This window comes from Kitasatospora sp. NBC_00240, assembly GCF_026342405.1.
Taxonomy (GTDB): domain Bacteria; phylum Actinomycetota; class Actinomycetes; order Streptomycetales; family Streptomycetaceae; genus Kitasatospora.
In genome coordinates, this window is sequence record NZ_JAPEMU010000001.1 from 3,815,952 (window position 1) to 3,837,947 (window position 21,996).

Below are 21,996 nucleotides of genomic sequence, written 5' to 3' on the forward strand. Positions count from 1 at the left end.
GACCCGGGAACGCCCGAGCCCCGGACCGCGTGCGCGGCCCGGGGCTCGGGTTGGTGCTGCCGGTGGTCCCGACCGGGTGTCAGTCGCCGGACCCGGGGGTCGTCTTGGCGATCTGCATCAGGAACTCGGCGTTGCTCTTGGTCTGCTTCATCTTGTCCAGCAGCAGCTCGATCGCCTGCTGCGAGTCGAGCGCGTGCAGCACCCGGCGGAGCTTCCAGGTGACGGCCAGCTCCTCCTTGCCCAGCAGGATCTCCTCCTTGCGGGTGCTGGAGGCGTCGACGTCGACGGCCGGGAAGATGCGCTTGTCGGAGAGCTTGCGGTCGAGCTTGAGCTCCATGTTGCCGGTGCCCTTGAACTCCTCGAAGACGACCTCGTCGGCCCGGGAGCCGGTCTCCACCAGCGCGGTGGCGAGGATGGTCAGCGAGCCGCCGTTCTCGATGTTGCGCGCGGCGCCGAAGAACTTCTTCGGCGGGTAGAGCGCGGTCGAGTCGACACCACCGGACAGGATGCGGCCGGAGGCCGGCGCCGCCAGGTTGTAGGCACGGCCCAGGCGGGTGATCGAGTCCAGCAGGATCACCACGTCGTGGCCCAGCTCCACCAGGCGCTTGGCGCGCTCGATGGCCAGCTCGGCGACCACGGTGTGGTCCTCGGCCGGGCGGTCGAAGGTCGAGGAGATGACCTCGCCCTTCACCGACCGCTGCATGTCGGTGACCTCTTCCGGACGCTCGTCGACCAGGACGACCATCAGGTGGCACTCGGGGTTGTTGTGGGTGATCGCGTTGGCGATCGCCTGCATGATCATCGTCTTGCCGGTCTTCGGCGGGGCGACGATCAGACCGCGCTGGCCCTTGCCGATCGGCGACACCAGGTCGATGATGCGGGTGGTCAGCACGCCCGGGTCGGTCTCCAGGCGCAGGCGCTCCTGCGGGTACAGCGGGGTCAGCTTGCCGAACTCGGGACGGCCGCGGCCGCTCTCCGGGTCCATGCCGTTGACGGAGTCCAGCCGCACCATGGCGTTGAACTTCTCGCGGCGCTCGCCGTCCTTGGGCTGGCGCACGGCGCCGGTGATCGCGTCACCCTTGCGCAGGCCGTTCTTGCGGACCTGGGCCAGCGAGACGTAGACGTCGTTGCTGCCCGGCAGGTAGCCGGAGGTCCGCACGAAGGCGTAGTTGTCGAGGATGTCCAGGATGCCCGCGACGGGGATCAGCACATCGTCGTCGTTGACCTGCACGTCGGGCTGGCCCACGTCGAAGCCGTCACGGCGGGTGCCGCGGCCACGGCGGTCGCGGTAGCGGCCGCGGCGGCCGCGCCGTCCGTCGCCGAACTCGTCGTCGTCGTAGCCACCCTGCTGGACCTGCGGCTGGCCGCCGCCCTGCTGGGTCTGCCGGCCCTGCTGGCTGTCGCCCTGGGCGCCGGACTGCTGGCCGGACTGGGGCTGGGCCTGGCCGCCCTGGCGCTCGGCGCGGTCCCGGCGGTTGCGGCGGTCACGGCGCGACTCGCGGCCGTCACCGTCCTGGCCCGCCTGCGACTCGGCGGTGTCCTGACGCTCGCCGCCCTCGCGGCGGTCGCGGCGGTCACGGCGGTCGCGGCGGCTCTCGCTGCGACCGTCGTCCTGGCGGCCGTCGAAGGCACGGGTCTCGCCCTGCTTGACGTCCGCCTGGCGGGTCTCGGCCTGCTTGGCCTCCGCCTGCTTGGCCTCGGTGGCGACCGACGCGGCGGCGGCCTCCTCGGCGGTCGGGGCGCCGGCGGCCGAGGTGGCGCGGCGGCGGGTGCGCTCGGCACGGGCCGGCGCGGTGGTCTCGGCGGCGGCCTGGACCGGGATGTCGATCTGGGTCTGCGGCTCGGCGGCCGGGGCCTCGGCCGGGGCGGCGGCGGCGCGGGTGCGACGGGCGGGCTTCTCGGCCGGCTCGGCGGCCGGGGCCTCGGCCGGCGCTGCGGCCTTGGCGGCGCGCTTGGCGGCCGGGGCGGCCGGCGCGGAGCCGGCGAGCAGCGGGTCGCCGCCGCTCTTCTCCTTGATGGCCTCGATCAACTGGCTCTTGCGCAGGCGCCCGGTGCCACTGATGCCCAGCGTCGAGGCGAGCTTCTGAAGCTCGGCCAGGACGAGACCGTCAAGGCCCGCGGCGGCGGTGCGACGGCGTCGTGCCGGAGCCGCGGGGGCCGCGGCTGCGTCCGGCGCCTCGGCGTCGGGGCGCGCGCCCATCAGATCGGTGGTGTCGCTCACTAAGGGTCCTTCCCTGGAGCGGACGTCGGCCTGTCTGGCTCGGCGACCGGTTGTGCTGTCCTGACCGACGCTCGTCTGCGTCGGCCCGAGGCTGTGGTCCCCCGAATGAAGGTGCCAGTCGGGAGAGAGCTGCGAGGTGCGGTGTGTGAAGCACGGGTGGTGCTCGGTCTGCGCGGTGGACCGGTCTCGTGCCGGCCCGCGCCCTCCTTGCCCGCCATGGAGCAGGAGGAGCCCACTGCCTGCGAATCCCGGGCCCCCGTTGCGAGACGGTCGCCCGTGTTCCGCCCGGCCGGGCCTCAGGTTGGAGGCCGCGGGTGGGAGTCAGGTGCCGTCACGGCTTCGGGATGCGGCCGCAATCGCGCAGGCAGGCTGCGTACGCGCTGTGGCGGGCTCCCGGAGAATCGCGGTCCCGTGCATCGCCCTGATTCCGCGGAAGCGGAACGCTGGGATCGGGACGCGGCGCACCGAGCCCCGGAGGGCACCTGGTGCAGCAATGAGGTTAACACTACCGACCCCCTCAGACATTCCCCAGCCTTGCGCTTGCCAATCGTGTCCGTACCGCCGGGCCGCGCCGCGGGTCGGCGCACCCGCGGCGGCGGCGGTCTCAGACGTCGAGCGGGAGTACCGAGGCACCCGTGCGGTCGAGTTCGAGCCGGTGGGCGGCGAAGCCCGGGCCGGCGAAGCCGAGGAGCTTGTCGGCGCCCTCGGCGTCGGTGAACGCGAGCACGGTGGGACCGGCGCCGGAGATCACGGCCGGGATGCCCTCCGCCCGCAGCGCGCCCACCAGCCCGGCGCTGTCGGGCATCGCCGAAGCCCGGTAGTCCTGGTGCAGCCGGTCCTCGGTGGCGGCCAGCAGCAGGCCGGGCTGCCTGGTCAGGGCCTCGACGAGGAGCGCGGCGCGGCCCGCGTTGGCGGCCGCGTCGGCGAGCGGCACGGTCTTCGGGAGCAGGCCGCGGGCCGTCTCGGTGAGCACCTCGGTGGACGGGACGAAGACCACCGGCACCACCTGGGCGGCGGGCTCCAGCTTCACGGCCTTGGCACTGTCCTCGTCCGTCCAGGCGATGGTGAACCCGCCGCGCAGACAGGCGGCGACGTTGTCGGGGTGGCCCTCCAGCTCGGAGGCGAGGGCCAGCAGCGCCTCGTCGTCCAGGGCGGACGGGCCGCCGATGGTGACGGCGCGGGCGGCGACGATGCCCGCGCAGATCGCGGCGGACGAGGAGCCCAGGCCGCGGCCGTGCGGTATCCGGTTGGCGCACACCACTTCGAGGCCGCGCGGCTGGCCGCCGAGGCGCTCGAAGGCGGCGCGCATCGACCGGACGACCAGGTGGCGCTCGTCCCGGGCGAGGGTGTCGGCGCCCTCCCCGGCGATGTCCACCGAGAGACCGGAGTCGGCGACCCGGACGACCACGTCGTCGTAGAGGCCCAGGGCGAGTCCGAAGGCGTCGAAGCCGGGGCCCAGGTTGGCGCTGGTGGCGGGCACCCGGACCCGGACGGCGGCGGCACGGAACGCAGGACCGGCCATCGGCTGGACCCTCCTGAAGAACTAGGCGCTGTCGCGCGACGGGGGCTCTCCTGGACGGGGCCCGGGAGAGCGTCGGTGCAAGGTGACGGCGGGGGCGGCTGGCAGCCCGGGCGGACGCGGGCGGCGGGTGGGACGACGCGGGCTCTGCACGCAGGGCCCCGGCGGGGGCGGGCGGTCACTGTCGATGCCGCGGCCCTGGGGGCGGGCCGGGCCCGGGGCATGTGCCACACGGCCGGTTCCAGAGTATCGAAGAGAAGTTCCACAGCGGTACACCCCACGGCCCACCGATCCGGTGTGTTGCCGGTTCTGGCCGGAATGCATGCCGGAATGACAGGGAAAAGGACGCGGAAAATGACACAAAAGTGTCACCCGGGAACGCCGGTGGGCCAACCCCCGAAAGAGTCGGCCCACGGGTGACGTCGGTCAGTCGAGCAGGCCGAGCCGGCGGGCGGCGGCCTCCGCCTCGATCGGGACGACCGGCGGCTGCGGCGCGCCGGCCACCGCCCAGTCCGGGTCCTTCAGGCCGTTGCCGGTGACGGTGCAGACGATCCGCTGGCCCGGGTCGACCAGTCCGGCCTCCGCCTTCGCCAGCAGGCCGGCCACACTGGCCGCCGAGGCGGGCTCCACGAAGACGCCCTCCTGCGAGGCCAACAACCGGTACGCGGAAAGGATCTGACGATCCGTCACCTTGTCGATGAGGCCGCCCGACTCGTCCCGCGCGGCGATCGCGAAGTCCCAGGAGGCCGGGTTGCCGATCCGGATCGCGGTGGCGATGGTCTGCGGCTTGAGCACCGGGTGACCGTCCACGATCGGGGCCGAACCGGACGCCTGGAAACCCCACATGCGCGGCAGCCGGGAGGACAGCCCGTCGGCGGCGTACTCGCGGTAGCCCTTCCAGTACGCGGTGATGTTGCCCGCGTTGCCGACCGGCAGGACGTGGATGTCCGGGGCGTCACCCAGCATGTCCACGATCTCGAAGGCGGCGGTCTTCTGGCCCTCGATGCGCACCGGGTTCACCGAGTTGACCAGCGCCACCGGGTACTTCTCGGACAGTTCACGCGCAAGGGTGAGGCAGTCGTCGAAGTTCCCGTCCACCTGAAGGATCTTCGCACCGTGCACCAGCGCCTGGCCCATCTTGCCGAGCGCGATCTTGCCCTGCGGCACCAGCACCGCCGACACCATGCCGGCCCGCACCGCGTACGCCGCGGCCGAGGCCGAGGTGTTGCCGGTGGAGGCGCAGATGACGGCCTGGGCGCCGTCCTCCTTGGCCTTGGAGATCGCCATCGTCATGCCGCGGTCCTTGAAGGACCCGGTCGGGTTGGCGCCCTCGACCTTGAGGTAGACCTCGCAGCCCGTGCGCTCGGAGAGCACCTGCGCGGGGACGAGCGGCGTGCCGCCCTCCAGCAGGGTGACCACCGGAGTGGCGGCGCTCACCGGCAGCCGGTCGCGGTACTCCTCGATGAGGCCGCGCCACTGGTGGGTGTGCGCAGCTCTGTCGATCACTGCGTTCATGGTGCTTCCTACTCCCCTTCAACCCGCATGATGCTGGCCACGCCCCGCACGCTGTCGAGCGCGCGGAGCTTGTCGACCGTCGCCGAGAGCGCGGCGTCGGTGGCGCGGTGGGTGACCACGACGAGCGAGGCGTCGCCGTCGCGTCCCTGCTGGCGCACGGTGTCGATGGAGACGCCGTGCTCGGCGAAGGTGGACGCCACCTGGGCGAGCACCCCCGCACGGTCGTCCACGTCCAGGCTGACGTGGTAGCGGGTGACGACCTCGTCCATCGGCATGGCCGGCAGCTGGGCGTACACCGAGTCGCCGGGGCCGGTCGAACCCGCGACCTTGTTGCGGCAGACCGCGACCAGGTCGCCGAGCACCGCGGAGGCGGTCGGCGCGCCACCGGCGCCCGGGCCGTAGAACATCAGCCGGCCGGCCGCCTGGGCCTCCACGAACACCGCGTTGTACGCCTCGCGGACGGAGGCGAGCGGGTGCGACAGCGGGATCATCGCCGGGTGGACCCGGGCGGTGACCGACTCGCCGTCGGCCGAGCGCTCGCAGATCGCGAGCAGCTTGACCACGCAGCCCATCTGCTTGGCGGAGGCGATGTCGGCGGCGGTGACCTCGGTGAGGCCCTCGCGGTAGACGTCGGCCGCGGTGACCTTGGTGTGGAAGGCGATGCCCGCCAGGATCGCGGCCTTGGCGGCGGCGTCGAAGCCCTCGACGTCGGCCGTCGGGTCCGCCTCGGCGTAGCCGAGCGCGGTGGCCTCCTCCAGCGCCTCCGAGTAGCCGGCGCCGGTGGAGTCCATCTTGTCGAGGATGAAGTTGGTGGTGCCGTTGACGATGCCGAGCACCCGGTTGACGCGGTCCCCCGCGAGGGACTCGCGCAGCGGGCGGATCAGCGGGATCGCCCCGGCCACCGCGGCCTCGTAGTACAGGTCCACGCCGGCCTCGGCGGCGGCGCGGTGCAGCTCGGCGCCGTCCCGGGCGAGCAGCGCCTTGTTGGCGCTGACCACCGAGGCGCCCTGCCGGAACGCCGACAGGATCAGGTGTTTGGACGGCTCGATGCCGCCCACGACCTCGATCACCACGTCGATGTCGCCGCGGTTCACCAGGGCCTCGGCGTCGGTGGTGAGCAGGTGCTCGGGCACCCCGGGCCGGGCCCGGCCGGCCCGGCGGACGGCGATGCCGGCGAGCTCGACCGGCGCGCCGATACGCGCGGCGAGGTCGGCGGCGTCCGTCGTCATGATGCGCGCCACCTCGGAGCCCACCACACCACAGCCCAGCAACGCCACCTTCAGCGGGCGCGTACGCATCATCCGACTCCGCTCTGCATTCTTCGTGTATTCCGGCGCCCATTTCGGACGGTCGCCGGACCTTCGGTCCGTACCAGTCTCCGGGACTTTCCGCGGGGATCTACGGTCGTTCCATGATCTGAGACAAGAATTTCGTCATCCGATATCGAGACGCAGGAGATCCTCCTCCGTCTCGCGCCGGACGATGACCCGGGCCGCGCCGTCCCGGACGGCGACCACGGGGGGCTTGAGGGCGTGGTTGTAGTTGCTGGCCATCGAGCGGCAGTACGCGCCGGTGGCCGGCACCGCCACCAGGTCGCCCGGCGCCAGGTCGGCGGGCAGGAACGCGTCCCGGACCACGATGTCGCCCGACTCGCAGTGCTTGCCCACCACCCGGACCAGCATGGGCTCGGCGTCGCTGACCCGCGACACCAGGGCGACGGAGTACTCGGCGTCGTACAGCGCGGTGCGGATGTTGTCCGACATGCCGCCGTCCACGCTGACGTACGTCCGCAGGCCCTCCAGCGGCTTGACCGTGCCCACCTCGTACAGCGTGAAGGCCGTCGGGCCGACGATCGCCCGGCCCGGCTCGACGCTCAGCCGCGGCGCCCGCAGGTCCGCGGCGGCGCACTCGCGGCGGACGATCTCGGCCAGCGCGGCCGCGATCTCGGCGGGCTCACGCGGGTCGTCCTCGCTGGTGTAGGCGATGCCGAGGCCGCCGCCGAGGTCGATCTCCGGCAGCTCCACCCCGTGCTCGTCGCGGACCTCGGAGAGCAGCCCCACCACCCGGCGGGCGGCGACCTCGAAGCCCGCCATGTCGAAGATCTGCGAGCCGATGTGCGAGTGGATGCCGCGCAGCTCCAGACTCGGCCGCGCGAGCACCTGGCGGACCGCCTCGGCGGCCGCGCCGCCGGACAGCGACAGGCCGAACTTCTGGTCCTCGTGCGCGGTCGCGATGAACTCGTGGGTGTGCGCCTCGACGCCCACCGTGATCCGGATCAGCACCGGCTGGCGCACGCCCTGACCTGCGGCGATGGCCGCCAGGCGGTCGATCTCCTGGTAGGAGTCCACCACGATGTGGCCGACCCCGACCTTGACCGCCTGCTCCAGCTCGTCCGCGGACTTGTTGTTGCCGTGCAGCGCGATCCGCTCCGCCGGCATCCCGGCGGCCAGCGCCACCGCCAGCTCGCCCTGGCTGCACACGTCGAGGTTGAGCCCCTCCTCGTGCAGCCAGCGCACGATCGCCTTGGAGAGGAACGCCTTGCCCGCGTAGTAGACGTCGGCGCCCGCGCCGAAGGCGTCCCGCCAGGCCCGGGCCCGGGTACGGAAGTCATCCTCGTCCAGCACGTACGCGGGGGTGCCGTACTCGGCGGCCAGCGCCTTCACGTCCAGCCCGCCGACGGTCACCACGCCGTCTTCGCCGCGCGCGACCGTCCGGGACCACACCTTGGGGTCGAGGGCGTTCAGGTCGCTCGGCGGGGCCTGGTAGTGACCCTCGGGCAGCACGTCGCCGTGGCGCGGGCCTGCGGGGTGGGCGGAGCGGCTCATGTCCTCTTCCTGACGTTCTCGGCTGGAGCGTGGGCGGATCTCTGGAGCGGGTGGGTCCTGAAGCGGGTGGATCTATGGAAAGGGGCGGCGACGGCCCGGAAGGACCGTCACCGCCCCGTCTGCGCGTGGGGCGGTTACATCCGCTCGGGGGCTGTCACGCCGAGCAGCGTGAGGCCGTTGGCGACGACCGTCTGCGCGGCCTCCACCAGCCAGAGCCGGGCACGGTGCGTGTCCGTCATCTCCTCGTCGCCCTTGGGCAGGAACATGCAGTTGTCGTACAGGCGGTGGTAGACACCCGCCACGTCCTCCAGGTAGCGCGCCACGTGGTGCGGCTCGCGGGTCTGGCCGGCCTTGGCGAGGATCCGCGGGAACTCACCGAGCGCGCCGAGCATGTCGCTCTCCCACTGGGTGGCGAGCAACTCGGGTTTGAAGTCCTCGGCCGAGCCCTTGTCGACGCCCAGTTCCTTCGCCTTGCGCGCCACGCCGCACATCCGGGTGTGCGCGTACTGGACGTAGTAGACCGGGTTCTCGTTCGACTGGCTGGTCAGCACGTTGATGTCGAGCGTGATCGTCGAGTCGGTGGAGGAGCGCGCCAGGGTGTAGCGGGCCGCGTCCACGCCGATCCAGTCGACCACGTCGTCGATGGTGATGATGTTGCCGGCCCGCTTGGACATGCGGACCTCCTCACCGTCACGCAGCATCTTGACGAACTGGCCGATCTTGACCTCGATGTTGCGGTCCATGTCGTCGCCCGCGCAGGCCACGATGGCCTTGAGCCGGTTGACGTAGCCGTGGTGGTCCGCGCCGAGCATGTAGACCGAGACCTCGCTGCCGCGGTCCCGCTTGCTCAGGTAGTACGCCGCGTCGGCCGCGAAGTAGGTGGTCTCGCCGTCGGCCTTGATCAGGACGCGGTCCTTGTCGTCGCCGAAGTCGGTGGTGCGCAGCCAGATCGCGCCGTCCTCGTCGAAGACGTGGCCCTGGGCGCGCAGCCGCTCGATCGCCTTCTCCACCGCGCCGGAGTCGTGCAGCGACTTCTCGGAGAACCAGGTGTCGAAGTGCGTGCCGAACTCGGCCATCGAGCGCTGGATCTCGGCGACCATCAGCTTGAGGCCCTCGACCCGGAAGGTCTCCAGCTGCTCCTCCACCGGCAGGTCGAGCACGCCGGGGATCCCGGCCACCAGGGCCTTGGCGATCTCCACGATGTACTGGCCGACGTAGCCGTCCTCGGGCGCGGGCCGGCCGTTGGCAGCGGCCTGCAGCGAGGCGGCGAACTTGGAGATCTGCACGCCAGCGTCGTTGAGGTAGTACTCGGTGGTGACGTCGGCGCCGGTGGCCTTGAGCACCCGGGCCAGCGAGTCGCCGACGGCCGCCCAGCGGACGCCGCCGATGTGGATCGGGCCGGTCGGGTTGGCCGACACGAACTCCAGGTTGATCTTCAGGCCCTTGAGCGCCTCGTTGCGGCCGTACGCCGTACCCGCCTCGACGATCGTGCGGGCCAGCTCGCCCTGGGTGGCGGCGTCGAAGGTGATGTTCAGGAAGCCCGGTCCGGCGATGTCGACCTTGGCGACCCCGGGCAGCTCTCGCAGGCGTGCGGCGACCAGTTCGGCGACGGCTCGCGGCGGCTTGCCGGCCGGCTTCGCGAGCTGGAGGGCCACGTTGGTGGCGTAGTCGCCGTGGTCCCTGTTCTTGGGCCGCTCGACGGTCACGTGCTCGGGCACGGTGACGGTCAGCTCGCCCGCCTCGACGGCGGTGCGCACTGCGGCCTGGACTGCCTGGGAAAGCTCTGCGGGTGTCACGACGCCAAGCGTAGGCGAGAGAGGGTGCCCGCCCGCCACCCGGTTTACCCGTTGAGACGCCGGGCCCGCCCGGGCCTCACCCGCCCCACCGGCACCCGACCGGCAGGCCGTTGCGGTTCGCGGCGTCGTCGGTGGCGGCCGTCAACCCCGCTCTGTTCGCTGAGAGCGGAATTCGCCGGGGCCCGCGACCGGGCCGCCGACGCCCGGACCGCCCTGCCCCGGAGCGGCCGGACCCGGAACGCCCGGCGCCGGAACACCGTGAGCACCCGGACGGCCCGGCACCCCCGGGACACCGCCGCCCGGAGCGCCCGGCCCGGCGCCGAAACCGTAGGCGAACCCGGACGTCCGGCCGCCGCCCGCGCGCAACGCCATCAACCGGTGCACCAGGGCCACCAGGTCCGCCGGGTCGAAGGGCTTGCCCAGGTAGCCGTCCACCCCCACCGACTCGCCCCGGTCCAGATCCGCCGGCGTGCAGGCGCTGACTATCGCGATCGGCAGGTGACTGGTGCGCGGCGCCGCGCGCAGCCGCGCCGCCGTCTTCAACCCGTCCAGGCGCGGCATCATCACGTCGAGCGTCACCACGTCCGGGTCCACCCGGCGGACCACCTCGAGGCACTCCGCGCCGTCGGCGGCAGTCACCACCTCGAAGCCCTCAAGCTCCAGGTTGACTCTGATCAGCTGGCGGATCACCTCGCTGTCGTCCACCACGAGGACCCGCCCGGACACTCCAGACACCTCACCGAGGGTAGCCGCGCGCCCACCGCCCCGTCCGGGCTTTCCGCACTTCCGTCACCCCCGCCGGAACCCGTTCCGACGCGTCCGTCAAAACCCGTGCACGGACAGAGCCGACGGCCTGGTAATGTTCTCCACGTCGCAGCAAGGTCGCGACGAAGAGCAGGCCCCCGTAGCTCAGGGGATAGAGCACCGCCCTCCGGAGGCGGGTGCGTAGGTTCGAATCCTACCGGGGGCACTTCGCGAGAAGTGCTGAAGAGGCCCAGCCAAGCGGTGAGTTGCCGCGAAGCTGGGCCTTCGTCATGTCCGGATCGGCTGAGCTCTGCTTCTCTCACGTGCCGGACGGGTCCGGTGGTTCGGCCGGCCGCACGGCTTCCGGGTCCTGCCTCGGAGGATGGAGCAGGCGGAACCGCCTACCGCGATCGACCCACCGAGGCCGGGGACGGGCGGCTCCACGGTTTGGCCCTCCGGCCAGAACCGGTGTCGACGACCTGACCCGACCCATGAGGCCGCACCGCCCTCGGGGCGCCGGGTGGGGCACGCTCCGTGCATGCACTCTGCCCGCGAGTCGGGCTCCCCCGTGCTCCACCGGTCCTGGTGCGGTCGGGCCGCCCCTTTGCCGTTACACCGGGCGGTAGGGTGCGACGCGAGTGCTGGAGGGGTGAAGTGACGGAACGGCGATGGGCATGGGGACAGGCCGGGTACTGGCTGGCCGTGGCGGCCGGGGCCGGCACGGCTGCCGCCGCGGTGGACACCACTCCGGCGGGTGCCCTCGATGCGGACGACCTGGTGGGTCCTGCCCTGGCGCAACTTGCGGCGCTGCTGTACGCCGGGCTGTCGGTGCTCGTGGCGGTCTTGTGGCTGGTGGCCTGGTGGCGCCTGAAGTCCGGCGGGGGCTGGGCGTGGGCGACGGCACTGGTGTCGTTCCTGATCGCGTTGCCAGGGATGGCGATGACATCGGCGGTGCCGGGCCTGTGGAAGCTGCCGATCCTGGTCGGCTTTCTGACGGTGCCCGTTCTCGGAGTGGTGAAGGCGGCCGGCGACGACCGGTCACCCAGGTGACGGACCCGGGGGTCCGCGTGCGACACCGCTCCGGATGGGGGCGGTCACGGTCGACCGGAGGCACCGGCCGGCCGGTTCGCCGGTTTCGGCCGAGGGGCGTCCACCCGGGTCGCACCGGGTGACCACCAGCGCCGAAGAGGCCCAGCCAAGCGGTGAGTTGCCGCGAAGCAGGGCCTTCGTCATGTCCGGGCTCGGTGGGGACGCCGAGGGCTCACGGGCGCCCGGGTGGAATCACCGCCGAGCCGAAGTGACCCGTCCCGTGCACCTGTTCACACGCCCCGACCGAGGCGGCGGCGCCGCCGACATGGACAATGATCTTGAAGTGGGGCGGCGAGGCGCCGTCCCGTCGGATCGTCTGCGGGGGGAATCAGCAATGAAGGCAGCATCGGGGAGGACGTCCGGCGGCCGGGCCGGGCGGATGATCGGCCTGGGTCTCGCGGTGGCACTGGTCGGGGCGGGCGCGGTGGCCTGCTCCGGCGGTCCGGCCGCCGAGCCGGCCGCAGCGGGCGCGGCCGCGCCGGCCGGCTCAGGGAAGTCGGCGGCCGGCAAGGCGCCGGAGGTCTTCGGCGCCACCGGGTACCGCGGGCTGGCCCCGGGCACGGCCAAGGAGGCGGCGCTGGCCGGCGGTGCGCTGGCGGCCGCCCCGGTGTCCACGCTGGACGGCTGCGTCGACTTCTCCTACACGGGCGGGCCCGCGCCCGACCCGGTCAGGATGGCAGCCGAGACCGCGGCGGAGGCCAGGTTCAAGGACCTCGACGCCAAGGCCGACGCCGCCGCCGCGAAGGCGGACAGCGGGAAGGTGGGGCCCGGCGCCTCCGCCCGGGACTCCGCGGACGACGCCGCCCGCCAGGCGGAGGCCGCCCGGGCGATGGCCGACGCGGCCCAGGCCGTGGTCGGGGTGGCGACGGCGCGCGAGGAGCGGGACAAGGCCTTCGCGGCCGCGGGCGGCGCCTCGTTCGGCAAGGGCGGGCTGCACGAGCTGGTCGCCCCGGCGGGCGCCCGGACGGTCGAGGGGATCGGCGCCGGCTCCACCGTCGACGAGCTCAGGACGGCCTACGGGGCCCGCGGCCTGGAACTCGCCGGCAGTGGTCGCTACCGGATGCCGGCCGGCGGGCCGCAGGGCTGGGTGTACGAGTTCACCGTAGCCGCCGAGAAGGTCGGCGCCGTGGTGCTGGTCGACCGCGGGACGAAGTGCGCCTGACCGCGTACCGGTTGCCGTAGGCGTCGGGGCGCGGCCGCCCCGGCGCCGATCAGGCCCCGTCGCATCGGGACGGGTTGCATCGGGACGGGTGGAATCGGGCCGGGCTTGAAGAGGTCAGGGCCTGGGCCGGGCGTGACGCGGATCAGGCCGTGGCGCTACCGAGGACGCGCGTCGGCGTGATCCGGATGACCAGCCGGACCACCTCCGCCGGCAGGTCGAGGTACTCCTGGCCGGCGCCCGGGCCCTCGTACTGCTCGGCGAGGTCCACGGCCAGCCGGCGTCCGGCGTCCTCGGCGACCGTCGCCGTCCCGCGCACCTCGGCGTAGACGTCCGGGTTCTCCCGGTCGTAGACGGTGAGGCTGACCCGCGGGTCGCGGCGGATGTTCTTCTCCTTGCGGCGCCCGGCGGCGGTGGATACGACCACCTCGTCCCCCTCCCGTCCGACCCAGACGACCGAGGTCTGCGGGGCCCCGTCCGGGTTGAGGGTGGCGAGCACGGCGGAATGCGGCGCGTCGAGGAGCTTGCGTACGGCTTCGTTGAACGGGGATGTCATGACCGCGACCCTAATCGTGGTCGACCGGGCCCGGCCGCCGATCTCCGCAAAATCCGGACGAACGGCTCCGGGAGCCGGGCCGGTCATGCGGGTCAGTCCATGGCTGGGGCCGAGAAGGATTCGGCCGGGCCGAAGTCCTTGAAGGCGACGGTGTCGTGGGCCGGACCGTGGGCGCTCTGGATCCACTGCTCGAAGCGGACGGTGCGGCCCTCGGCATCGATCCACAGGTCGTTCGAAGGACGCGACACCGGTGGAGCGCATGGAGTTGCAGACCTTCGGGTCGATCGTGCGGACCTGCTCCAGCTCGATCCGGCCGGACAGCCGGTAGGCCTCCACCCCGTTCTGGGGCTCCGGGCCCTACGGGCGGACGGGCCGAGGTGGCGAGCGCGGCGGCGGATGCCAGGACGGCCGAAGCGAGGACGAGTGCTGCCCCGCTCCGGGGCCCACTGACCGCCCGCTGACCGCCGCCCGTGCCGGGTCGCTCAGCCCGCCGCCGCGACCGCCGTGGCGTAGAGGGCGGTGATGGTGTGGTCGAAAAGGGCGCTGTACGAGGTGTCCGGGGTGTCGCCGCCCTCCTGGTAGCCGCCGATCAGCCCGATCACGGCGCCGGTGGCGGTGCTGATCCAGGGGCCGCCGCTGGTGCCGCCGGTGTAGTCGGGGCAGTCGATGGCGCGCTGGTAGGTGTCCTCGCGGCTGGTGGCGTTGACGCAGGTGAGCGGCGTCTCGCCGGCGTTGGGGTAGCCGAGGAGGCGGACCTGGGCGGAGAAGCTCTCGCCGGTGCCGAGCGGGTGGGCGCCGACCACGTCCTCGATCTCCCGGCCCTGGTCGGCGGCGACCTCCAGGATCGCGAAGTCCTCGTCCTGGTCGCGGTGCTGGTCCCAGCCGGTGGTGGTGTGGACGGCGGTCACCTTCCAGCTCCCGTACGGCGCCGAACCGTCGCGGTAGCCGGGGGCGAAGGTCACGTCGCCGGAGCTGCTGAGGCAGTGGGCGGCGGTGAGCAGCAGGTTCCTGGTGGGGCTGTGGACGACGCTGGCGGTGCAGAAGTGCCCGCCGGCCGCGACCGGACCGTTGAACAGGGCGCCGACCTTGGCGGATTCGGCGTCCGCCGGGGCGTCCGCGGTGGTGCCCCGCTTGACCGTCGCGGTCGCGGTGGCCACGGGGACGGCCGCCGGGGTCGGGGAGCCGGACGCCGCTTCCTGGGGGGTGGGAGGGTCCTGGGTGGTGGCCGCGGCCGCCGGGGCGAGCGCCGTGGACGGACCGGCCGAAGTGGTGGGCTCGGTGTCCGCCGAGGTGGCGTGCGGGGCGGCGGCGGTGGCGCGCGAGGTCAGGGCGTGGGTGCCGGCCAGGACGGCGGCGACGGCCAGCGCGGCGCAGGCTGTGGCCAGGGCCGGCCGCAGGATGCGCCGCCGCGGCGGCTTTCGGCGGGCGTGCTGCCCGGCCCGGTGCTGTCCCATCCGGTGCCCCACTCCTGCCCCCGGTCCTGCGTCGGTTCGCTTACCGTCCGACTGTGCAGGGCCGAGCTGGGAGGGCCGTGATGCTGTGCTGGGAGTCCGATGAGAATTCCCGCCCCGGGCCGCCGCCCGCGGGAGAGCCGCCGGTCAGCGGCCGTTCAGGGCGCCTACGAGGCCCTCGGCGAGGCCCTGCGCGGAGATGAAGTCGGTGTGCGTCCCGGCGCTCGTGCAGGCGTACGCGCCGGCGACGGCACCGCTCACCACCGCTTCCTCGGCGGGCCGGCCGTCGAACCAGGCGTGCAGGAACCCGGTCACGAAGGCGTCCCCGGCACCGTTGGTGTCGACCACCGGCGCGGCCGGCGGGAGGGCGGGGAAGTGGCGGACGAGCGCGGGCTCGTCCCGCGTCAGCAGGTGGCAGCCGTCGGCGCCGTCGGTGGCGACGACCAGCCGGGCCCGGCCCTCGGCGAGGATCCGCCGCATGACCTCCTGGTGGCGGCCCCGGCAGCCCGCGACGGACAGGAAGACCAGGTCGGAGTTGACCGCGTAGTGGTGGTGGTGCGGGTTGTGGCCGTCCCAGTCGTGCAGGTCGGTGGAGCTGGTGAGGCCCAGCCTGCGGATGTCCCCGTACATGTCGCGGTTGGGGCCGGTGATGGAGAGGTGCACGTGCCGGCTGCGTTCGAGGTACGGCAGGTAGAACTCGCTCGGCAGCCGGAGGTCGGCGGGGTGGCGGCCGTCGTAGAAGGAGAACCGCCGGCCCTCGGCGTCCACCAGGTTGACCGCGCGCGGAGTGCCGTGCGGGGAGAGCAGGTGGTCGAAGAGCAGGCCGCGGCGGGCGTACTCGGCCAGGATCAGCTCGGCCTGCGGGTCGTCGCCGAGGAAGTCGACGAAGGCGGTGCGCAGCCCGAGCTCGTGGGCGCCGAGGGCCACGCCGTTGCCGGTGTGGGCGACGTAGTCGCGGATCGGCGGGGCGTACACCGAATCGCCGTCCGGGACCTCCAGCCGGTCGACCCTGACGATGGTGTCCACGCCGGTTCCGCCGACGACGAGCAGGTCGAACTCAGGCACGGTGGTGGCCCCTTCGGCTGTTGGCTGGGTGCTCGGGCGGAGCACGCGGCTGATCCGCAGCAGGAGTCAAGCAGCCGGGCGAGGCGCGTGCAATATCTTTCTGCAACTTTCAGACGATCTCCTGCGGTCGGCTCGGGCCGGCGCCCGGCGCACCGAGCGGGCCCGGGGCTCGCACCCCGGGCCCGCAGGCCCCGGCCGGTCGGTCCGGATCTCAGGATTCCGATCTGAGCGGGTCGGGGTTCAGGGTGTCGGGCCGTCGGGAGCCCGCCGCCGGGGAGTCCGCCGCCGGGGAGTCCGCGCGCGACCGGGCCGCCTGCGGGTTCGCCGTCCGGGCGACGTGCGGGTCCGGCTGCGGCTGCCGGCCGGCCGCCGCCTCGGCGTCCGCCTCGGCACCCGGTTCGGAGGGGGCGCCGCCGGTGGCCTCGCCCGGCGCCGGCCGGTGGTTGATCATCAGGAACGCGATCAGGGCGGCCGCCAGCAGGATGACCATCGCGACCGTCGTGGCCACGGCGTATCCGTGCACCGCGCCCTGGGCCTGGACCAGCGGGTCCGTGGCGACCCGGGAGGCGAGGTAGGTCGCGGTGACGCTGGCCGCGATGGTGTTCAGCAGTGCCGTACCGAAGGAGCCGCCCACCTGCTGGGCCGAGTTGATGGTGGCCGCCGCCGCGCCCGTCTCGCGGGGTGCGACGTTCAGGGTGGCCAGGCTCATCGAGGGCATGAACACCAGGCCCATGCCGAAGCCGAGCAGCAGTTCGCCCGGCAGCACGGTGGCCACGTAGGCGCTGGTGACGGTGATCTGGGTCAGCACCGCCAGGCCGCCGGCGGCCAGCAGCAGGCCGGAGGCGATCAGGTTGCGCGACGGCACTCTGGTCATCAGTCGTGCGGCGATGCCGGTCGAGCTGAGCACGATCGCTCCGGTCATCGGCAGGAACGCGACGCCGGTCATCACCGGCGAGTACCCCTTGATGATCTGGAGGTAGTAGGTGAGGAACAGGAACACGCCGAACATGCCGATCATGGCCAGGCCCACCGACAGGGCCCCGCCGCCACGGTTGCGTTCGGCGACGATGTGCAGCGGCAGCAGTGCGTGCGGGGTGCGCTTCTCCACCAGCACGAAGAGCAGCAGCATCAGGACGCCCAGGCACAGCGAGCCGAGCACCAGCCAGTCGCCCCAGCCGCGCGTCACGGCCTCGGAGGTGCCGTACACGATGGCGAGCAGGCCGCCGCAGCCCAGGAAGGCGCCCGGCAGGTCCAGCTTCACCCGGCGGCCCTTGGCGATGTGGTCAGGGGTGAGGAGGTAGAAGGCGGAGATCGCGGTGACGATGGCGATCGGGGTGTTGACGAACAGGCACCAGCGCCAGTTCAGGTACTCGGTCAGCAGGCCGCCGGAGATCAGGCCGATCGCGGCGCCGCCGCCGGCGATGGCACCGAAGATGCCGAAGGCCGTACTGCGTTCCTTGGGATCGGAGAAGGTGGTCGAGAGCAGGCCCAGCGCGGACGGCGCGAGCAGTGCGCCGAAGGCGCCCTGGAGGGCGCGGGCCGCGAAGAGCATGGTCGGGCCCTGGGCGCCGCCGCCGAGCGCGGAGGCCGCCGCGAAGCCCAGCAGGCCGATCACGAAGACCCGTTTTCGGCCGAAGAGGTCGCCGAGCCGGCCGCCGAGCAGCAGGAGCCCGCCGAAGGCCAGGGTGTAGGCCGTGATGACCCACTGGCGGTCCGCGTCACTGATGCCGAGGTCGGTCTGGGCCGACGGGAGCGCGATGTTCACGATGGTGATGTCGAGGACGATCATCAGCTGGGCGATGGCTATCACGGCCAGCGCCCACCAGCGGCGGGAGTCCGCCGTACGACCGCCGGGGGGAGGTTGCGAAGACACTGGGAGAGCCTTCCGGAGGGTTCGGAGAGGACACGCAGTCGTCTTCCAGGCAAACTCTCGGACGGCCGATTGGCAAGGAAAAATGTACCCAAATGTACCGAAATGGGACTTAAGGCCCAGCTCGGCTAAACCCCTCCTCCGTCTCCGGGACCGGACCACGGGACCAGGGAGGTACGACCAGAGGCCCGGTCCGACCCCTGGTGGGAGCCCGGCAGGGCCCCCACCAGCCGCCCCTGCCTACAGCGCGGTGAGTTCGGCGACCAGGTCGTCCAGTCCCAGCGAGCCCTGGGAGAGCGCCGCCATGTGCCAGGCCTTGAGGTCGAAAGCCTCGCCGCGCGCCTCGTGCGCCGCCTTCGCCGCCGCACGCCCACGCAGCCAGGCCCGCTCCCCGAGCTTGTAGCCGATGGCCTGGCCCGGCAGGCCCAGGTAGCGGACCAGCTCGCTGTCCAGGAATTCCGCCGGCAGCCCGCAGTACTGCCCGAAGAACTCCCGGGCGTCGTCCGGCAGCACCGGCTCGCCCGGCTTGAACGGCGAGTCGGCGGGGAAGTCCAGGCCGACGTGCATACCGATGTCGACGATCACCCGCAGCGCCCGCATCATCTGGGCGTTGAGGTAGCCGAGCCGGTGGCCGGGATCGGTCAGGTAGCCGAGCTCGTCCATCAGACGCTCGGCGTACAGCGCCCAGCCCTCCAGGTTGGCGCTCACCCCGCCCAGGCTGACCTGGTAGGTCGAGAGCCGGTCGGCGACGTAGTTCCACTGGGCGAGCTGCAGGTGGTGGCCCGGCACGCCCTCGTGGTACCAGGTGGAGACCAGGTCCCAGACCGGGAAGGCCTCCCGGCCCAGGGTCGGCAGCCAGGTCCGGCCCGGCCGGGTGAAGTCCAGCGACGGCGCCGTGTAGTACGGAGCGGCGGCGCTGCCGGCCGGGGCCAGCCGGGACTCGACCCTGGTGACCGACTCGGCCAGGTCGAAGTGGGTGCCCTGGAGGTCGGTGATCGCCTGGTCCATCAGCCCCTGGAGGTACTCGCGGGCCGCCTCCTCGCCCTTGATCGACGGGCCGTCGGTCTCCAGCCACTTCATCGCCTGCATCGGCGTCGAACCGGGCCGCACCTTCTCCGCCTCGACCCGCATCTGGGCCGCCAGCTCGTGGAACTGCTGCCAGGCCCAGCCGTACGCCTCGTCCAGGTCGAGGTCGGAGCCCGTCCAGTAGCGGACCCAGCGGGCGTACCGCTCACGGCCGACGGTGTCCGGCGCCGCGGCCGCGGCCGGGCCGTACACGTCGCGCAGCCAGTCGCGCAGCGTCGCCAGCGCGTCGGCGGCCGCCACCGCGATCCCGGTCAGGGTGGCCCGCTGCTCCTCCGGGGCCGCCCGGACGAACTCGCCGAACCAGCCGCCGGGGGTCGCCGGGTCCAGCCATTCGCCGAACTGGCCCACCACCGTGGTGACCTGGCGGGGGCCCGAGAGGAGACCGCGGGCGACGCCCTCCTCCAGGGTCTCCCGGTACTGGCCGAGTGCCACCGGCACCCGGGCCAGCCGGCGGCCGACGAGCTCCCAGTCCTGCGCGGTGTCGGTGGCCATCAACGTGAAGACCTCCCGCACGTTGTGCACCGGCGAGCCGAGGTTGCGCACGGCCCGCAGGTTCTCACCCGCCTCATGGACGGCGAGTTCGGCCGTCAGCCGCTCGCGCAGCAGCCGGGCGCAGCGGCGCTCGGCCTCGTCGCGGGAGGCTCCGGCGGCCTCCGCGGCGTCGAGTTCGGCCAGCGTGCGGCGGCCGAGTTCGGCGATCTCGCGGTCGCCGGCCGGGGAGAGGTCCGGCAGCCTGTCGTCGTCGGGGTTGAGGCCGAGATAGACCGCGGTCAGCGGGTCGAGCTCGGCGAGGGCCTGGACATAGGAGTCCGCGATGCGGCGGGGGGTGGTGCCGCCTTCGTGAGAGTTGATCAGTTCTTCAACCATCTGGACATCCTGTCGCAGCCGGGGCCGAATGCAACCCTCTTGGGGCATCGTCCGGCGCCCCGGAGCACAACTCGGCACGGTGCGGGCCGCGCGTGCCGGATGCCGGAACCGGCTCCTCCGGACAGGGCCGGATCGGACGGTCCGCCACTACGCTGGCGGCCATGGAAGCCAGCTCCGCGCCAGACCCGTCCCCCGCCGAGGCCCGCCCCCGGCGCGCCGGCTACCGTCGGCTGCCGGTGCAGCAGCGCCGCGAGCAACTCATCGCCGTCGCCCTGGAGCTGTTCGCCTCCCGGCCGCCCGAGGAGGTCACCCTCGACGACGTCGCCGAGGCCGCCGGCGCCTCGCGCCCGCTGGTCTACCGCTACTTCGCGGGCGGCAAGCAGCAGTTGTACGAGGCGGCGCTGCGCAGTGCCGCGGAAGAGCTGATCAGCCGGTTCAAGGTGCCGAAGGAGGGCACCCCGACCCAGCAGCTGGCGACCGTGCTGGACCACTACTTCGACTTCGTCGCCGAGCACCATGCCGGCTACGGGGCGCTGCTGCGCGGCGGTTCGGTGGTGGAGACGGCGCGGACCTCGGCGATCGTGGACGAGGTCCGGCGGGCGGCGCTGCGCCGGACACTGCGGCACCTGGGTGTGCGGCAGGCCGGGCCGCGGGTGGCGATGCTGGTCCGGTCCTGGATCTCGGTGGTCGAGGGTGCGTCGCTGACCTGGCTGGACGAGGGCCGGCAGATCCCGCCGGCGGAGCTGCGCGACTGGCTGGTGGACCAGTTCGTGGCGATGAGCGCGGCCTCGGCGCTGCACGATCCGCAGACCGCGCAGGTGCTGGGCGGACTGCTCGCGCTGGAGCGGCCGGACGGGCCGGCGGCGGCGCTGGCCGGGCGGCTGCAGGAGCTGCTGTCGGCGCGGGCCGGGACGGTGTAGCAGGGCGGGACGGCGTCGCCCTGAGACGTCGGGCGGCGGGCCGGCAGGGCGGTCGGTACGCGGGGTGATCGGTACGCCGGGCGGTCGGTACGCGGGGTGATCGGTACGCGGGGTGGTCGGTACGCCGGGCGGTCGGTACGCGGGTAGGTCGGCGGGGAGGGTGGCCCCGACCCCCGTGCCCGGGGTCGGGGTCGCAGAACGGGCCTTGCGGTAGGACCTTGCCGTCGGGCCCGGGTCGGGCCCTGTGACCGAGCCCTGTGATCAGGCCCTGCGGTCGAACCCTGTGATCAGGCCTTACGGTCAGGCCTTGCCGAGCACCTGCCGCTGGCGGCCGAGACCGTCGATCTCGATCTCGACCACGTCGCCGGGCTGCAGGAACGGCGTCCCCGGGTGCCCGAGGGTGACGCCGGCCGGGGTGCCGGTGACGATCACGTCGCCGGGCTCCAGCACCATGAAGTGGGTGAGGTAGCGGACGATCTCCAGCACCGGGAAGATCATCTCGGCGGTGGAGCCGTTCTGCCGGAGGTCGCCGTTGACCCAGGTCCGCACCGGGAACCGCTGCGGGTCCTCCACCTCGTCGGCGGTGACCAGCCAGGGACCGAGCGGTGTGAAGGTCTCCGCCGACTTGCCCTTGTCCCACTGACCGCCGCGCTCGAACTGGAAGGCCCGCTCGGTGACGTCGTTGGCCACCGTGTAGCCGGCGATCACGGCCGCCGCGTCCTGGTGGGTCTCCAGGTAGCGGGCGGTCCGGCCGATCACGATGGCCAGCTCGGCCTCGTAGTCGGTCTTCTCGCTGCCACGCGGCACCAGCACCTCGTCGTAGGCGCCGACCACGGTGTTGCTCGGCTTGAGGAACACCACCGGCTCGGTCGGGATCTGCGCCCCCGCCTCGGCCGCGTGGTCGCGGTAGTTCAGACCGATGCCGACGACCTTGCCCGGGCGCACCAGCGGCGCACCGACCCGCTGCCCGGCGATGTCGGTCACCGGCAGCGCGCCGGCGGCCACCGCCCGGGCCAGCTCGGCGGGGTCGAGCCCGGCGAGGAACGCGCCGTCGATGTCGGGCGTCCGGCCCGAGAGGTCGTACGCGGTGCCGTCCGGGCCCAGTACGACCGGGCGCTCAGCGCCGGGGAGGCCGACACGGAGGAGCTTCATATGACCGTCACCACCTGGTTCATCGCATCTCACCGGGCGGGCCGCACAGCTCACCCGGTCTATGCATCCGAGGTATATCAACCGCTGCCACCTGCGAACCAGACTGCTCGGGTCGGCGAATTCCTATCAATTCCTCCAAGTGCCCGGAGCCCCGAATAGGT

Annotated in this window: 17 protein-coding genes and 1 tRNA gene; 4 read left to right on the forward strand and 14 right to left on the reverse strand. The window is 72.9% G+C overall.

From position 1 onward, the window contains the following. Positions 1-79 precede the first annotated feature (79 nt). The 7 genes from rho to OG689_RS16110 form a co-directional block, all read right to left on the reverse strand. Positions 80-2,221, reverse strand: a complete 2,142-nt coding sequence (rho, locus tag OG689_RS16080) for a transcription termination factor Rho (protein WP_266321068.1) — start codon at positions 2,219-2,221, stop codon at positions 80-82. Between the two features lie 604 nt (positions 2,222-2,825). Continuing rightward, positions 2,826-3,743: a homoserine kinase gene (gene thrB, locus OG689_RS16085; protein ID WP_266321069.1), complete on the reverse strand. Its 918-nt coding sequence runs from the start codon at positions 3,741-3,743 to the stop codon at positions 2,826-2,828. A 423-nt stretch (positions 3,744-4,166) separates the two neighbouring features. Next, on the reverse strand, positions 4,167-5,255 hold the full coding sequence (gene thrC / locus OG689_RS16090; RefSeq protein ID WP_266321071.1) for a threonine synthase: 1,089 nt from the start codon (positions 5,253-5,255) through the stop codon (positions 4,167-4,169). An 8-nt stretch (positions 5,256-5,263) separates the two neighbouring features. Then, positions 5,264-6,556: a homoserine dehydrogenase gene (locus OG689_RS16095; RefSeq protein ID WP_266321073.1), complete on the reverse strand. Its 1,293-nt coding sequence runs from the start codon at positions 6,554-6,556 to the stop codon at positions 5,264-5,266. Between the two features lie 132 nt (positions 6,557-6,688). After that, a complete protein-coding gene (gene lysA, locus OG689_RS16100) occupies positions 6,689-8,080 on the reverse strand; it encodes a diaminopimelate decarboxylase (protein ID WP_266321075.1) in 1,392 nt (463 codons plus the stop codon). Between the two features lie 134 nt (positions 8,081-8,214). Next, entirely contained in the window at positions 8,215-9,876 is a 1,662-nt protein-coding gene (gene argS, locus OG689_RS16105; protein WP_266321077.1) for an arginine--tRNA ligase, read from the reverse strand. 141 nt (positions 9,877-10,017) lie between these two features. Beyond that, positions 10,018-10,611 (reverse strand): response regulator, encoded by a 594-nt coding sequence (locus OG689_RS16110; RefSeq protein ID WP_266321079.1) that lies wholly within the window; start codon positions 10,609-10,611, stop codon positions 10,018-10,020. A 163-nt stretch (positions 10,612-10,774) separates the two neighbouring features. Here OG689_RS16110 and OG689_RS16115 point away from each other — a divergent pair. The 3 genes from OG689_RS16115 (at position 10,775) to OG689_RS16125 (ending at position 12,871) form a co-directional block, all read left to right on the forward strand. Next, a tRNA-Arg gene (locus OG689_RS16115) sits at positions 10,775-10,846 on the forward strand. 509 nt (positions 10,847-11,355) lie between these two features. Further along, positions 11,356-11,670 (forward strand): hypothetical protein, encoded by a 315-nt coding sequence (locus tag OG689_RS16120; protein WP_266321081.1) that lies wholly within the window; start codon positions 11,356-11,358, stop codon positions 11,668-11,670. Positions 11,671-12,043: 373 nt separating this feature from the next. Continuing rightward, positions 12,044-12,871 (forward strand): hypothetical protein, encoded by an 828-nt coding sequence (locus tag OG689_RS16125; protein WP_266321083.1) that lies wholly within the window; start codon positions 12,044-12,046, stop codon positions 12,869-12,871. A 142-nt stretch (positions 12,872-13,013) separates the two neighbouring features. On the opposite strand, the gene OG689_RS16130 is transcribed toward OG689_RS16125, so the two are convergent. The 6 genes from OG689_RS16130 to OG689_RS16155 all read right to left on the reverse strand — a co-directional run bounded on the left by OG689_RS16130 (position 13,014) and on the right by OG689_RS16155 (position 19,763). Further along, positions 13,014-13,424 carry a PPOX class F420-dependent oxidoreductase gene (locus OG689_RS16130; RefSeq protein WP_266321084.1) on the reverse strand — a complete coding sequence of 137 codons (411 nt, stop codon included), beginning with the start codon at positions 13,422-13,424 and terminating at the stop codon, positions 13,014-13,016. Between the two features lie 92 nt (positions 13,425-13,516). Next, positions 13,517-13,672 carry a hypothetical protein gene (locus OG689_RS16135; protein WP_266321086.1) on the reverse strand — a complete coding sequence of 52 codons (156 nt, stop codon included), beginning with the start codon at positions 13,670-13,672 and terminating at the stop codon, positions 13,517-13,519. A 234-nt stretch (positions 13,673-13,906) separates the two neighbouring features. Continuing rightward, positions 13,907-14,878 carry a serine protease gene (locus OG689_RS16140; RefSeq protein ID WP_266321088.1) on the reverse strand — a complete coding sequence of 324 codons (972 nt, stop codon included), beginning with the start codon at positions 14,876-14,878 and terminating at the stop codon, positions 13,907-13,909. A 144-nt stretch (positions 14,879-15,022) separates the two neighbouring features. Then, complete coding sequence (locus tag OG689_RS16145; protein ID WP_266321090.1) at positions 15,023-15,940, reverse strand: carbohydrate kinase family protein; 918 nt, start codon at positions 15,938-15,940, stop codon at positions 15,023-15,025. 211 nt (positions 15,941-16,151) lie between these two features. Further along, positions 16,152-17,813 (reverse strand): MFS transporter, encoded by a 1,662-nt coding sequence (locus OG689_RS16150; protein ID WP_266321092.1) that lies wholly within the window; start codon positions 17,811-17,813, stop codon positions 16,152-16,154. Positions 17,814-18,050: 237 nt separating this feature from the next. Next, a complete protein-coding gene (locus OG689_RS16155) occupies positions 18,051-19,763 on the reverse strand; it encodes a DUF885 domain-containing protein (RefSeq protein ID WP_266321094.1) in 1,713 nt (570 codons plus the stop codon). 161 nt (positions 19,764-19,924) lie between these two features. Here OG689_RS16155 and OG689_RS16160 point away from each other — a divergent pair, with 161 nt between their 5' ends. Beyond that, complete coding sequence (locus OG689_RS16160; RefSeq protein WP_266321095.1) at positions 19,925-20,683, forward strand: TetR/AcrR family transcriptional regulator; 759 nt, start codon at positions 19,925-19,927, stop codon at positions 20,681-20,683. A gap of 300 nt (positions 20,684-20,983) precedes the next feature. Here OG689_RS16160 and OG689_RS16165 read toward each other — a convergent pair whose 3' ends face one another. Next, complete coding sequence (locus OG689_RS16165) at positions 20,984-21,835, reverse strand: fumarylacetoacetate hydrolase family protein (protein ID WP_266321097.1); 852 nt, start codon at positions 21,833-21,835, stop codon at positions 20,984-20,986. Positions 21,836-21,996 lie beyond the last annotated feature (161 nt).

Excerpts from the sequence above, each read along its gene's own strand:
- thrC (WP_266321071.1), bottom strand. The coding sequence starts at position 5,255 with ATGAACGCAGTGATCGACAGAGCTGCGCACACCCACCAGTGGCGCGGC.
- OG689_RS16130 (WP_266321084.1), bottom strand. The coding sequence starts at position 13,424 with ATGACATCCCCGTTCAACGAAGCCGTACGCAAGCTCCTCGACGCGCCG.
- OG689_RS16160 (WP_266321095.1), top strand. The coding sequence starts at position 19,925 with ATGGAAGCCAGCTCCGCGCCAGACCCGTCCCCCGCCGAGGCCCGCCCC.
- OG689_RS16165 (WP_266321097.1), bottom strand. The coding sequence starts at position 21,835 with ATGAAGCTCCTCCGTGTCGGCCTCCCCGGCGCTGAGCGCCCGGTCGTA.
- lysA (WP_266321075.1), bottom strand. The coding sequence starts at position 8,080 with ATGAGCCGCTCCGCCCACCCCGCAGGCCCGCGCCACGGCGACGTGCTG.
- OG689_RS16095 (WP_266321073.1), bottom strand. The coding sequence starts at position 6,556 with ATGATGCGTACGCGCCCGCTGAAGGTGGCGTTGCTGGGCTGTGGTGTG.
- thrB (WP_266321069.1), bottom strand. The coding sequence starts at position 3,743 with ATGGCCGGTCCTGCGTTCCGTGCCGCCGCCGTCCGGGTCCGGGTGCCC.
- OG689_RS16140 (WP_266321088.1), bottom strand. The coding sequence starts at position 14,878 with ATGGGACAGCACCGGGCCGGGCAGCACGCCCGCCGAAAGCCGCCGCGG.
- OG689_RS16125 (WP_266321083.1), top strand. The coding sequence starts at position 12,044 with ATGAAGGCAGCATCGGGGAGGACGTCCGGCGGCCGGGCCGGGCGGATG.
- OG689_RS16155 (WP_266321094.1), bottom strand. The coding sequence starts at position 19,763 with ATGGTTGAAGAACTGATCAACTCTCACGAAGGCGGCACCACCCCCCGC.